Origin of the sequence: Rhizobium sp. Leaf311, from assembly GCF_001423445.1 — a bacterium.
GTDB lineage: Bacteria > Pseudomonadota > Alphaproteobacteria > Rhizobiales > Rhizobiaceae > Agrobacterium.
On record NZ_LMNZ01000009.1, the window covers coordinates 138,959 to 151,518 of the forward strand.

Annotated in this window: 10 protein-coding genes; 9 read left to right on the forward strand and 1 reads right to left on the reverse strand. The window is 56.6% G+C overall.

The genetic code is table 11. The features are described from left to right. Positions 1–272: 272 nt before the first annotated feature. The 4 genes from ASF69_RS14495 to ASF69_RS14510 all read left to right on the forward strand — a co-directional run bounded on the left by ASF69_RS14495 (position 273) and on the right by ASF69_RS14510 (position 5,746). Entirely contained in the window at positions 273–1,379 is a 1,107-nt protein-coding gene (locus tag ASF69_RS14495) for a glycosyltransferase family 4 protein (protein WP_162238086.1), read from the forward strand. Next, positions 1,376–2,452, forward strand: coding sequence for a glycosyltransferase family 1 protein (locus ASF69_RS14500; RefSeq protein WP_062588664.1), 1,077 nt, complete (start codon positions 1,376–1,378; stop codon positions 2,450–2,452). Before ASF69_RS14495 ends, ASF69_RS14500 begins: the two co-directional genes overlap by 4 nt. 93 nt (positions 2,453–2,545) lie before the next feature. After that, complete coding sequence (locus tag ASF69_RS14505; RefSeq protein WP_062588666.1) at positions 2,546–3,802, forward strand: glycosyltransferase; 1,257 nt, start codon at positions 2,546–2,548, stop codon at positions 3,800–3,802. Positions 3,803–3,922: 120 nt separating this feature from the next. Further along, the gene (locus ASF69_RS14510) at positions 3,923–5,746 is read left to right on the forward strand and encodes an alpha/beta fold hydrolase (RefSeq protein ID WP_162238087.1); all 1,824 of its coding nucleotides are present in this window, start codon (positions 3,923–3,925) and stop codon (positions 5,744–5,746) included. Positions 5,747–5,749: 3 nt separating this feature from the next. Here the strand turns inward: ASF69_RS14510 and ASF69_RS14515 are convergent, their stop codons facing one another. Then, a complete protein-coding gene (locus ASF69_RS14515; protein WP_062588670.1) occupies positions 5,750–6,214 on the reverse strand; it encodes an Lrp/AsnC family transcriptional regulator in 465 nt (154 codons plus the stop codon). A 262-nt stretch (positions 6,215–6,476) separates the two neighbouring features. Between ASF69_RS14515 and ASF69_RS14520 the strand changes: the two genes are divergently transcribed. From ASF69_RS14520 to lpdA, 5 genes are read left to right on the forward strand one after another with little or no spacing between them, the layout of a single operon-like run. Further along, positions 6,477–7,604, forward strand: a complete 1,128-nt coding sequence (locus ASF69_RS14520; RefSeq protein WP_062588672.1) for an acyl-CoA dehydrogenase family protein — start codon at positions 6,477–6,479, stop codon at positions 7,602–7,604. 50 nt (positions 7,605–7,654) lie between these two features. After that, positions 7,655–8,890, forward strand: coding sequence for a 3-methyl-2-oxobutanoate dehydrogenase (2-methylpropanoyl-transferring) subunit alpha (locus tag ASF69_RS14525; RefSeq protein ID WP_062588673.1), 1,236 nt, complete (start codon positions 7,655–7,657; stop codon positions 8,888–8,890). Between the two features lies 1 nt (position 8,891). Next, positions 8,892–9,905 (forward strand): alpha-ketoacid dehydrogenase subunit beta, encoded by a 1,014-nt coding sequence (locus tag ASF69_RS14530; RefSeq protein ID WP_062588675.1) that lies wholly within the window; start codon positions 8,892–8,894, stop codon positions 9,903–9,905. Between the two features lie 2 nt (positions 9,906–9,907). Then, a complete protein-coding gene (locus ASF69_RS14535) occupies positions 9,908–11,152 on the forward strand; it encodes a dihydrolipoamide acetyltransferase family protein (protein ID WP_062588788.1) in 1,245 nt (414 codons plus the stop codon). A gap of 7 nt (positions 11,153–11,159) precedes the next feature. Next, on the forward strand, positions 11,160–12,557 hold the full coding sequence (lpdA, locus tag ASF69_RS14540) for a dihydrolipoyl dehydrogenase (RefSeq protein ID WP_062588677.1): 1,398 nt from the start codon (positions 11,160–11,162) through the stop codon (positions 12,555–12,557). The last annotated feature ends 3 nt before the right edge of the window (positions 12,558–12,560 follow it).

Genomic DNA, 12,560 nt, shown 5'->3' on the forward strand with positions numbered 1-12,560 from the left:
TGTCCACGACAAGTGCCTTTGTTGAGCTTCAGGCCCACTTATGCCGGTGCAACCATTTAAATATATTGAACAACAGTCAGGTGTATTCAGTCCCGCGTAGAACTAAATTGCTTGGAGACGTAGTGTGCATCTGCAAACAAGTCTTCCCCTGATGTCGCGGAAGATAACATTTATTATTTTCCCCTTACATTTCATATTATTAAGAATTTTGGGCTTTAAGTCACTGTGAAAGAGCAGATCGCATTCGATGCTGTATCATGAATGAGGGGATCATGAGGATTCTGCACGTCTTTGAGACCTTGCCGGGCGGCCCCGCGACCTATCTGAACGAAACGGTCCCGGCTCAGATCGCAGTGCTGGGTGAAAAAAATGTGAGGCTACTGGTTCCCGATGCTCATGTCAGCTTTCTGAAGAACATCCCTTCCTCCTGCGTCTCCACCTTCGCGCGGAAAAGACGATTAACCGCGCTTCCTGCGCTGGGTGCCGCAGTGGCGCGGCAAGTCAGAGAATTCAGGCCTGATATCGTCCATGCACATTCCACTTTTGCCGGGGCAATCGTCAGGGCTATCAGCGCCCTACCGGGACAGTTTCCGCCAGTCGTCTATTGCCCCCATGGCTGGGTGTTCGACATGCAGACACTTGGCAACCTGAAATATCCAGCCAGATGGGTCGAGAGGGCCCTGGTCCCTCTTTCGCGAATTATTGTGGCCATCTCGGACCATGAGTATCAGCAGGGCCTCAAGGCCGGTATACCCGCAGATCGTATGAGGGTGATCGAAAACGGCATATCGTCAAGACCGCCAGAAAGTGTCCCGGCCGAGTGGAAAGACGAACGCACAAAAGTACTCTTCGTTGGTCGCCTGGACAGGCAAAAAGGCGTGGACGTTCTTCTTGAAGCTGCAGCCTCGCTTGGCGAAACGGCGTTCTTTCGCATCATTGGTGCACATGTCACAAATCGGGACCATCTCAAGCAGGCTACCCCGGCAAATGTCGAATTCCTGGGTTGGAAGTCTGCTGAAGAGATTACGGGTCAAATGGCGGTTTGCGATGTTGTTGTAATGCCTTCGCGCTGGGAAGGCTTCGGGTTGGTTGCTCTGGAAGCAATGCGGGCTCATAAACCGGTTATCGCATCCGCCGTCGGAGGTTTGCAGTCTGTCGTAAGCGACGGCGTTACCGGCATTCTCTTTCCCGCCGGAGATCATGCGGCCTTGGCGCGAGCCATCTCGTCACGCAATCGTGAAAGCTGGGCGCAAATGGGTGCGGCTGGATATCAACGCTTCATGGAGCGGTATCGCAGCGAGCGGACGAACCAGGAGCTTATGGACCTCTATCGCACCATTGTGAGTAAACCTTCCGCTGAGAGCATTAGCCGCATATGAAGAATTTCATCAATGGTCGCTTCTTGTCTCAAAAAACCAGCGGCGTGCAACGCTTCGCGCGCGAGATCGTCAAAGCACTGGATGAACATCTGATTGCTTCGGGCTCTCAGGAAGAATGGGTATTGCTGGCACCTGCTAATGCGGAGCTCGACCTTAAACTGTCGGCCATGAAACAGCGTCATGTCGGCACTCTTTCAGGACATCTGTGGGAACAGACCCAACTCTTTGCCGCCGCTCGTGCCGGTCGACTGGTGAATTTGTGCAATAGCGGTCCGATCCTGCACAGCAGAAGTCTGACCGTCATCCATGACGCGATGATCTTTCGCACACCGGAGAATTTTTCCCGTTCCTACCGGGCTGTCCACGGAACGCTTGGGCATATTCTCGCGCGCAGAGGCAAGATCGCGACGGTCTCGGAATTCTCGCGTCGGGAGCTGGCGCAAACAATCGGCGCGACTGATGTTTCCGTTATCCCCAACAGCTGCGAGCATATGGCCAACATTGTCCCGGACGAAACCGTCCTTGGACGCCTCGGCCTTGCTGAAAACGCCTATCTGCTTTTCGTGGGCTCTCCGACACCCAACAAGAATATCGGCCGCGCCATTGAGGCCATCTCATCCATGGGAGAACGGGCTCCCACATTCGCTATAGTCGGCGCAGCTGCCTCAAGTGTCTTCAAGGATGATGCCAGCGGCGTTGGCAAGGGCCCGCAAAACGGCCGCGTGGTCTTTACCGGGCGGCTTACCGATGAAGAAATTGCGGCTCTTTATAAAAACGCGACGGCTCTTCTCTTTCCGAGCCTTTATGAGGGATTTGGAATTCCACCGCTGGAGGCAATGTTCCTCGGATGTCCGGTCCTGTCTTCGAATATTGAACCAGCACGCGAGGTCTGCGGCGATGCCGCTCTCTATTTCGATCCGAATTCGAGTGCTCAGATCGTTCAATCGATCGACCTGCTTTCGGAAAATCCCCAGCTGCGGAGCGAGATGATCACGAAGGGCGGGGTGCGGGCAGCACAGTTTTCCTGGAGCAAGAGTGCAAGCGCACTCCTCGCTGCTATTTCGCGTGCTTGATGTAATGTTTACGTCTGCTGAAATAATATCCAATCATCAGCCTCGCCAGCCCTGTATCAAGAGCGAGTGCGACATGGAGAAAATGCGAAACCGATGAAAATCTGTATCGTCGCACAGACATTCGCACCTCAGGAGGAGGGAGGTGCAGAAATCGTGGCACGCATGTGCGCGGCAGAACTTTCGCGTTATCACGACGTCATCATTCTTTCTCTGGGGCTTGAAGGCGATGCGGTCGCCCCGCCCGGTGAAAGCATCAACAGTGATGGCATCCGGGTAATTAGAATAAACTGGCACAACAGCTATCTGCCTGGTCCACGCAAACCCGCAGTAGGTAAGCTCACCAAGCTGGCCTGGCATATTCGGAGCGCCTTGGGTGCCACTTCGACCCGGGAAATGATGGAGTTACTGGCCCGGGAAAAGGTCGACCTCGTCTACGCGCATAATTCCGCTCGTATGCAGCCGGCGATCTTTGCGGCCACAAGTGCGCTGAATATTCCGCTCTGCCTGCACCTGCATGATTACGCTCTGCTTTGCCCAAAATCGAGCATGTTCCGCAGTTCCGGAAACTGTGCAAAGCCTTGCCTGGAATGTCGTATTCTCACCTCACGTATCAAATCCAGCAATGGCGATGGTGTCACGGCAATTTCGGTCAGCGACGCATTGCGCCAGCGATACCTGAAAAATGACGTTCTGCCGAATGCGGATTGGCATGTCCTGCTCAATGCCAATCGCAGCGAGGCTCTGTTCCACGCCCCGCTGGTGGGACGAAAAAGTGGCGTGAGCGAGCGCTTTACCTTTGGCTATCTCGGCGCGCTGGCAGAAGAGAAAGGCGTCGAAGATCTTATTTCTGGATTTCTCAAGCTCTCCAATCCTGAAAAGGCGACACTGTTGATCGCCGGTCGCGGTCGCGAGGACTATGTCCATCATTTGAAATCACTTGCTGGAAACGCACCTGTGCAGTTTCTTGGATTTGTCCCGCCGGAAGAAGTCTACAGACTTGCTGATGTCATTGTCGTTCCGTCTCGCTGGCACGAGCCGCAGAGCCTGATCCTGATGGAAGCGGCGACCTATGGTGTTCCCGTCATCGGAACCGAACGGGGCGGCACCCCGGAAATCCTTCGCGATCTGGGAACCGGCTGGTGCTACGATCCCGACAGGGAAGGGGATTTGTTAAGAGTACTGGAAAAAGCGCTGGCAATCGGTGTCGATCGGTGGTGGATCGAAAGAGACACGCATTTCCCCGGCATAGAAGGGTTCAAGGGAACGTCTGAATCCTCTCAATATTATGAAAAGCTCAACGCTATCCTGGTGGCGGCACATTCAGGCAGAAGGCCAGCATCCGATCTTTGAGCTGTAGCGTGAGGGACCGTGGCGCCGCAGCGTCAAGACTATCTCAAGTATTGTTTAATATCGCTCAGGCATTGTCACAGCGCGTTTCGCAAGGGTTGGGGGTCAAGGGGGATGAATGCCATGGTCGGTCTGCATGAGATAAAGGGAAAGAACGCCCAGATCGCTGCGGATTACCCCGTGACATTCGCAGATACCGTTGGTCTTTTCAGGCCGGCAGATGGGCAGCTGGTTCCCGGAAATTCCTCCTTGGTGGGTCCAGAGATGACGGATACGGCGGTATTGTTCGTCGGCTCCTGGGGATTTGAGGAACTCTGCGCGCGCAAATTCTGGCAACGTCTTGCCGTCGAGCTTTCAAAGCGCGGCATGGCGAGTATGCGCTTCGACTATCCCGGAACCGGTGACGCCCTTGATCGCGCCAGCTATGATGCTGGTCTTGATATCTGGCTTGAAACAACACGGGCAGCTGCGGAAAAGCTGAAGGCATTATCCGGTGCGGACCGCATCTTGTTTGTCGGGCACGGCATTGGCGGTGCAATCGCGTGGAATGTAGCAGAGCAATCGGGGGGCGTTGCCGGTCTGGCCCTTGCCGCACCCGCATTGTCCGGTCGTCACTGGTTGAGAGAATTCGTTGCTCTAAGCCGGATCGCCAATCAGGGGTCGATTCCCAACACCGGTACCAGTGGTCCGTCCATGGGAGAGCAGGTCATTCCCGAACCGGTAGCGGCGGGCCTGCGCAAGTTGAACATCGCATCGGGCACAAAGGCACCCGCAGCCGACATATTGCTGCTCCAGCAGGAAAACCGTCACGCCGATATGGAGTTTGCCGAGCATATAAAGACGCTTGGCGTAAACACCAGAGCCCTGGTGTTCGAGGGCTATGATCGATTCATCCGGGATGTGCTGTTTTCGGTGCCACCGACCTCCGCCATTGAAACATTGGTTGAATGGGCAGCCAAAATCGCAAGTCAGGCCCCAAAACGCGTCCATGAGCCATTCGCTCTCCCAACAACCGCCGCCCTTCAGGGGGAAGGTTTTCGGGAAATGCCCGTGCGGTTTGGACAGGATAACCGCCTGTATGGCGTCCTCTCGGAGCCAACAGGTCCACGCACCGGTGCGACCGTGCTTGTTCTCCCCACCGGCTATGAGCGTGCGTCCGGCTGGGGTCGGATATCTGCCAAGCTTTGCAGGGATCTCGCAAAGTCCGGCGTGCCAAGCCTGCGTTTCGATATGGCCAACATCGCTGACAGTCCAGCAGTTCCCGGTCGACCGGAGCAGATCATCTACGGGGAAGGGCAACTGGAAGATATCGATGCCGCCATGCAGTTTCTGGAAGAACGACGTCTGTTCCCCGTCGTCGTGACCGGGCGGTGCAGCGGCGGTTGGGCCGCGTTCCAGAGTGGCGTTCGAGACAGGCGTTTTAGTGGCGTCGTGCCGGTCAATGTTTTCGATTTCTATATCCCGGACGATGCCGATGTGGAGGCTTTGCTGATTTCATCGCGGCAACCGCTGGCAAGCTATGGCGCAAAGCTGATGTCTTCCACCTTCTGGCGCCGGGTCCTCAGTGGCGATGTTCGGGTCAAAAATGGCATAGTCAATCTATGGGCGATGATTGTTGGAAAATTCGTGTCATTCACGACGCCGCTCATGGTGCGCTTTCCATTCCTCTCCCCGCGTTTCGCAAAGCTCTCGCAGGATTTCAACGCCATTGTTGCCAATGACACGCGGATGACCATCATCTTTACCGAAGGTGATATCGGCGCCGCGATGCTGGAAACGAATTTTGGCCCGCGTGGACGATTGCTGACCAGCCGCTATGGCAATCCGCGCATCGTTTACATCGCCGATGCGGACCATAACTTGACGACGGCGGAAGCGAGGCACGCCTGGGCCGATGAGGTCAGACTGATCGCTCTGCAATTTCCACCGGAAAGCAAGGCCGGATAGAATTCACTCACCGGTGAAGGCAGCCGAACGGCGGACGAAGGTTTTCGTGGCAAAGTTGGACTGGATACGAGCAACGCCGGGTACGGTCGTCAGAAAATCGAGAAGCTGCTGATAATGCGCGAGGTCTCTGACCATGGCGTGAATCAGGTAGTCCGAACTGCCACTGGTTTGGTAGCCTCCCACCACCTCGGGCATGGATGCGACGCTGTGCTCGAATGTCACAAGGGCATCCTTGATCTGCCGTTCCAGCGTGACGGATATGAACACGCCCATGTTTCCCAACAGGCGGTTCTCGTCAAAGACTGCTGTATATCCTCTGATGATTCCCTGTTCCTCCAACTTGCGGACACGCCGCAGGGTTGGCGAAAATGACAGGCCTATACGGTCGGCAAGATCACGCCAACTGATGCGCCCATCCTCGCTGAGGACATGCAATATTTTCTGGTCGAAGCTATCGAGTTCCATCATGGATCAAATGATCTAACCTTTTGTCAAATTCTAGATCAAATGATTGAAGATGGCAATTAATGCCACTCTGTTTGGTTTTGAATCGTAAAGGATGTGGTGTTACCGTTCATTTGCAACCTGAGTGATTTTTCATCGGTTGTAGCGCTTCAGCCTTGGAGGAGGGGAAAAGCGCGAATGGATCTTTCCAAAGGAGGTGGAAAGTGACTGCATCAGGCAAACGGCGAAGCCCAGATGGCATCGCGGCCTTCCTTAGGGAGGCCGTATGATTCTCAACGAATCTCAGCAGCAAATCAAAGACATGGCTCGTGCCTTTGCGCGTGATCGATTATCGCCGGGCGCAGCCAAGCGAGACCGCGAAAGTCGATTTCCCGCAAAGGAATTGCGGGAGATGGGTGAGCTGGGCTTTCTCGGAATGCTGGTTGACGAAGACTATGGTGGATCCGATGTCGGAGCCGTTGCCTATGCGGTGGCTCTGGAGGAAATCGCTGCGGCAGATGGATCATGCTCAACGATCATGAGCGTGCACAATTCGGTTGGATGCGTGCCCATCCTTAATTTCGGTACGGAAGAGCAGCGAAACCGTTTTCTCCCGAAACTGAGCAGCGGCGAATGGATCGGCGGCTTTGCACTGACCGAACCCCATGCGGGATCAGACGCCTCCAACCTTAGGACTCGCGCCATTCGCGATGGCGACGACTACGTGATCAATGGCGCAAAACAATTCATCACGTCCGGCAAAAACGGGGATGTCATCATCGTCTTTGCCGTAACTGACCCACAGGCGGGCAAGAAGGGCATCTCTGCCTTCATTGTTCCCACGAACACACCAGGTTACGCGGTTATAAGGGTCGAGGAAAAGCTTGGCCTGCATTCCTCCGATACCTGTCAGCTTGCCTTCACGGACATGCGTGTGCCCGCATCCTTGCTGCTGGGTGAAAAGGGTGAGGGATACAGGATCGCACTGGCCAATCTCGAAGGTGGGCGCATCGGCATAGCCGCCCAGGCGGTTGGTATGGCGCGCGCCGCCTTCGAGGCGGCGAAGGATTATTCCAGTCAGCGAAAAGCATTCGGAAAGGCAATCAGCGAACATCAGGCGGTTGCTTTCCGGCTTGCAGACATGGCCGTGCAGATCGAGGCTGCCCGGCAGCTGGTTCTTCACGCCGCAGCCTTGAAAGAGGCAGGCGAGCCCTGCCTTTCGCAGGCATCCATGGCAAAACTTTTTGCATCTGAAATGGCGGAGCGTGTTTGCTCCGACGCCATCCAGATCCATGGCGGCTACGGCTACATGGCCGATTACCCTGTCGAGCGGATCTATAGAGATGTTCGGATATGCCAGATTTACGAAGGAACGAGCGATGTTCAGCGCATGGTGATTGCGCGCGGTTTGTGATGGTTTCGACCGCTTGAGGAGGCGGATGTTCTGTGGAGGAGCGGAAAGCAATGACGGAAACGACGAGCGGCTTGAGCCTGCATGTGCCGGAACCGGCGGTAAGGCCCGGCGGACAGCCGAATTTTTCCAACGTCAAGATACCCGCAGCCGGTGCCGTGCCACGCCCGGACATTGATGCTGCACCGGAATCCATGCGCGATCTGGCCTATTCGATCATCCGCGTTCTCAACCGTCACGGAGAGGCGGTGGGACCATGGGCGGGCACGCTTTCCCATCAGGAGCTGCTGATCGGGCTTCGCAACATGATGCGGCTGAGAGCATTCGATGCCCGCATGGTCATGGCGCAGCGGCAGGGCAAAACCTCGTTCTATATGCAGCATCTGGGTGAGGAAGCGGTCAGTTGCGCCTTTCGGAAGGCTTTGTCGAAGGGTGACATGAACTTCCCCACATATCGGCAGGCAGGTCTGCTGATCGCGGACGACTATCCGCTCGTGACCATGATGAACCAGATTTTTTCCAACGAGAACGATCCTCTGCACGGTCGGCAAATGCCGGTTCTCCATTCGGCCAAGGACCACGGATTCTTCACCGTTTCTGGCAATCTGGCAACGCAATATGTGCAGGCGGTCGGCTGGGCCATGGCGTCGGCCATCAAGGGCGACACGAAAATTGCTGCCGCATGGATCGGCGATGGCTCCACGGCGGAATCGGATTTTCACTCGGCCCTCGTCTTTGCTTCAACCTACAAGGCACCGGTCGTTCTGAATATCGTCAACAACCAGTGGGCAATCTCCACCTTTCAGGGAATAGCCCGCGGGGGCTCCGGCACATTCGCAGCCCGAGGCCTTGGCTTCGGCATCCCGGCGCTGCGCGTGGACGGCAATGATTATCTCGCCGTTCATGCGGTGGCGAAATGGGCTGTCGAGCGGGCTCGCCGTAATCTTGGTCCCACACTCGTGGAGTATGTGACGTACCGTGCGGGCGCACATTCCACCTCGGATGATCCCAGCGCATATCGTCCCAAGACCGAGTCCGAGGCATGGCCACTCGGCGATCCCATACTGCGTCTGAAGAACCATCTCATCGTGCTTGGCGCCTGGTCAGAGGAGCGTCACCAGCAGACGGAGGCAGAGATCATGGATGAGGTCATCGACGCGCAGAAGGAGGCGGAAAGCCACGGCACGCTGCACGCCGGTGGCAAGCCTTCCGTTCGCGATATCTTTGAAGGCGTCTACGCGGAAATGCCTGATCACATTCGCCGACAGCGCCAGAAGGCGGGGTACTGACATGACAAGAATGACGATGATCGAAGCTGTGCGCAGTGCCATGGACGTTTCCATGGGACGCGATGAGAATGTCGTGGTTTTTGGCGAAGATGTTGGTTATTTTGGCGGCGTCTTCCGCGCCACGCAGGGGCTTCAGGCCAAGTACGGACGCACGCGTTGCTTCGACGCGCCCATCAGCGAGTCCGGCATCGTAGGGACGGCAATCGGGATGGCCGCCTATGGTTTGCGCCCATGCATCGAAATCCAGTTCGCGGATTACATGTACCCTGCTTACGACCAGATTACGCAGGAAGCAGCCCGTATCCGCTACCGCTCAAATGGTGATTTTACCTGCCCCATCGTTATCCGAATGCCGACGGGCGGTGGTATTTTCGGTGGACAGACGCACAGCCAGAGCCCCGAGGCGCTTTTTACCCACGTATGCGGCCTGAAGGTAATCGTTCCGTCCAATCCCTATGATGCCAAGGGATTGCTGATGTCTGCCATAGAGGATCCCGATCCGGTCATGTTTCTGGAGCCGAAGCGGCTTTATAACGGGCCGTTTGATGGTCATCATGATCGGCCTGTCGTGCCATGGTCCAAACATGATCTGGGCGAGGTGCCGGAAGGTCACTACACCATTCCAATTGGCAAGGCAGAAATTCGCCGCCCAGGTACACAGGTTACCATCATTGCCTATGGGACAATGGTGCATGTGGCTTTGGCAGCAGCGGAAGAGACGGGCATCGACGCCGAGGTGATCGATCTGCGCAGCCTGCTTCCGCTCGATCTCGATACCATCGTGGCATCTGTTGCAAAGACCGGCCGTTGCCTCATGGTGCATGAGGCCACGCTGACCTCCGGCTTCGGAGCGGAGGTCGTCTCACTCGTTCAGGAGCACTGCTTCTATCACCTTGAAGCCCCGATCATCCGGGTTGCCGGATGGGACACGCCTTATCCCCATGCGCAGGAGTGGGACTACTTCCCCGGCCCCGCCCGCGTCGGGCGCGCCCTGCTTGAACTGATGGAGGCATGACCATGGCCGAATATGTTCTGAAAATGCCTGATGTGGGTGAGGGCGTTGCTGAGGCCGAACTTGTGGAATGGCACGTCAAGCCCGGTGATGTCGTTCGGGAAGACATGGTTCTTGCGGCGGTTATGACGGACAAAGCGACCATTGAAATACCCGCACCTGTGGCGGGAACCGTGACATGGATTGCCGTGGATGTTGGGCAAACCGTTGCCGTCAAGGCACCGCTGGTTCGCATCGAGACAGAGGAAAGCAGTGGCGAGGCTGCCGAAACGCCTGCTGATGTGACGATGCCTGCTGCTTCTGAAGCCGCCAGAGTGCCAAAGCCCGAAGTTCAGGCCGCGGAACCCCCAGTACAATCTGCGCCGTCAAATGCACCGTTGCAAAAGCCCTTGGCCTCTCCGGCTGTGCGGCGGCGGGCATTGGACGCCGGTATCGACCTGCGTCAGGTCGCTGGCAGCGGACCGGCAGGGCGGATCACGCATGATGATATCGAGACTTTTCTGGCGGCGGGCACCCGTGCTCCAACTCCATCCGGGCGCAATCGGAAGACGGCAGTCGAAGAGATCAAAATCACCGGCTTGAGGCGCAGGATCGCGGAAAAGATGGCTCTTTCCGTATCCCGCATTCCCCACATTACCTATGTCGAGGAAATTGACGTCAGCGATCTGGAGGAATTGCGGGCCAAGATGAACTCGGGACGTCGGCCAGAACAGACCAAGCTGACGATCCTGCCCTTCCTCATGCAGGCCATCGTCAAGACCGTGGCCGAGCAACCGGCGATAAATGCGACCTTTGACGACGCTGCCGGTGTGATCAGCAGACATGCTGCCGTCCATATCGGCGTCGCCACACAGACGGGAGCCGGTCTGATCGTGCCTGTCGTTCGACACGCAGAAGAGCGAGGAATCTGGGAATGTGCTGCCGAACTTTCGCGGGTAGCGGAGGCGGCGAGGACAGGAAGTGCGCAGCGGGAGGAACTCTCCGGCTCCACCATCACCGTCAGTTCGCTTGGCGCGCTTGGCGGCATTGCTTCCACGCCACTGATCAACCACCCGGAGGTCGCCATCATAGGTGTGAACAAGATTGTCGTCCGACCGGTTTGGGATGGCAGTCAGTTCATACCGCGCAAGATGATGAACCTTTCTTCCAGCTTTGATCACCGCATCATCGACGGATGGGATGCTGCGAATTTCATACAGCGCATCAAGGCACTGCTTGAAACGCCAGCCCTGATTTTCATTGAAAGCTGAGGCCGACATGAAAGAGATATATTGCAAGCTTCTCATCATCGGTGCAGGTCCAGGCGGTTACGTCTGTGCCATCCGCGCTGGCCAGCTGGGCATCGATACCGTCATTGTCGAACAGGCAAGATCCGGCGGTACATGTCTGAACGTAGGCTGCATTCCGTCCAAGGCGCTGATTCATGCCGGGGATGAGTTTTACAAGGTTCGCCAGATGGCGGCGGGCCGCACTCCGCTTGGCATCCGGCTACAGCAGCCCAGCCTTGATCTCGGTGAAACAATGGCCTGGAAGAACGGCATAGTCGGTCGCCTGAACAACGGCATCGCAGCCTTGTTGCAAAAGGCCAAGGTGAAGATGCTGGAGGGGACCGCGCAGTTTCGCGATGGCAAAACCGTACTTGTTGAGACTGAAACGGGCGCGCAGATTGTCAGGGCGGAGAACATCGTCATTGCTACGGGGTCCGCACCCGTAGAACTGCCTGATCTTCCCTTTGGGGAAAATGTCCTGTCTTCGGCAGAGGTATTTTCGCTGAACGAGGTGCCTGAGAGCATGGCTATCGTCGGTGGCGGCTATATAGGGCTGGAGCTTGGCACCGCCTTTGCCAAGATGGGATCACGCGTCACGATCGTTGAGGCAACGCCCCAAATTCTTCCACAATACGACGCCGACCTGGTAAAGCCCGTTGCAAAGCGGCTTGGCGAATTGGACATCACGGTCCTAACCAATGCAGTCGCAAGAAGATATGACGCCACCTCGTCTGCACTGGTTGTTTCCGAAAGGGATGGCAAAGACATAACGCTAGACGTCGACAAAGTGCTGGTTACAGTTGGAAGAAGGCCGCGAACCGAAGGTTTTGGTCTAGAGGAGCTTGGGCTCGACATGGCGGGGCGCTTCATCCGTATCGATGAACGCTGCCGCACCTCCATGCGCGGTGTGTTTGCAATAGGCGATATTACGGGCGAGCCGATGCTGGCTCACCGTGCCTCTGCCCAGGGCGAAATGGTGGCAGACATTATTGCTGGTGAAAAACGCATGTGGGACAAGCGTTGTATTCCCACCGTATGTTTTACCGATCCGGAGATCGTCAGTGCCGGAATTTCGCCTGCCGAAGCGCGCGCTCAGGGCATCGAAGTTGCTGTCGGGCAATTTCCTTTCAGCGCCAGCGGTCGCGCCATGACAACGGGGGATGAGGCAGGTTTCGTGCGGGTCGTCTCTCGCGTGGATAACCATTTGATCCTCGGCATTCAGGCCGTAGGCGCGGGCGTGTCTGAGCTGTCCAGCACCTTTTCGCTCGCCATCGAGATGGGCGCTCGCCTTGAGGACGTCGCTGGAACGATACATGCCCACCCCACCCGTGGCGAAGCATTTCAGGAAGCGTCGTTCAAGGCGCTCGGCCATGGTTTGCACGGCTAGTTG

Bases quoted from the DNA above. Each gene is read 5' to 3' on its own strand.
- ASF69_RS14495 (WP_162238086.1), top strand. From the start codon at position 273: ATGAGGATTCTGCACGTCTTTGAGACCTTGCCGGGCGGCCCCGCGACC.
- ASF69_RS14500 (WP_062588664.1), top strand. From the start codon at position 1,376: ATGAAGAATTTCATCAATGGTCGCTTCTTGTCTCAAAAAACCAGCGGC.
- ASF69_RS14505 (WP_062588666.1), top strand. From the start codon at position 2,546: ATGAAAATCTGTATCGTCGCACAGACATTCGCACCTCAGGAGGAGGGA.
- ASF69_RS14510 (WP_162238087.1), top strand. From the start codon at position 3,923: ATGGTCGGTCTGCATGAGATAAAGGGAAAGAACGCCCAGATCGCTGCG.
- ASF69_RS14515 (WP_062588670.1), bottom strand. From the start codon at position 6,214: ATGATGGAACTCGATAGCTTCGACCAGAAAATATTGCATGTCCTCAGC.
- ASF69_RS14520 (WP_062588672.1), top strand. From the start codon at position 6,477: ATGATTCTCAACGAATCTCAGCAGCAAATCAAAGACATGGCTCGTGCC.
- ASF69_RS14525 (WP_062588673.1), top strand. From the start codon at position 7,655: ATGACGGAAACGACGAGCGGCTTGAGCCTGCATGTGCCGGAACCGGCG.
- ASF69_RS14530 (WP_062588675.1), top strand. From the start codon at position 8,892: ATGACAAGAATGACGATGATCGAAGCTGTGCGCAGTGCCATGGACGTT.
- ASF69_RS14535 (WP_062588788.1), top strand. From the start codon at position 9,908: ATGGCCGAATATGTTCTGAAAATGCCTGATGTGGGTGAGGGCGTTGCT.
- lpdA (WP_062588677.1), top strand. From the start codon at position 11,160: ATGAAAGAGATATATTGCAAGCTTCTCATCATCGGTGCAGGTCCAGGC.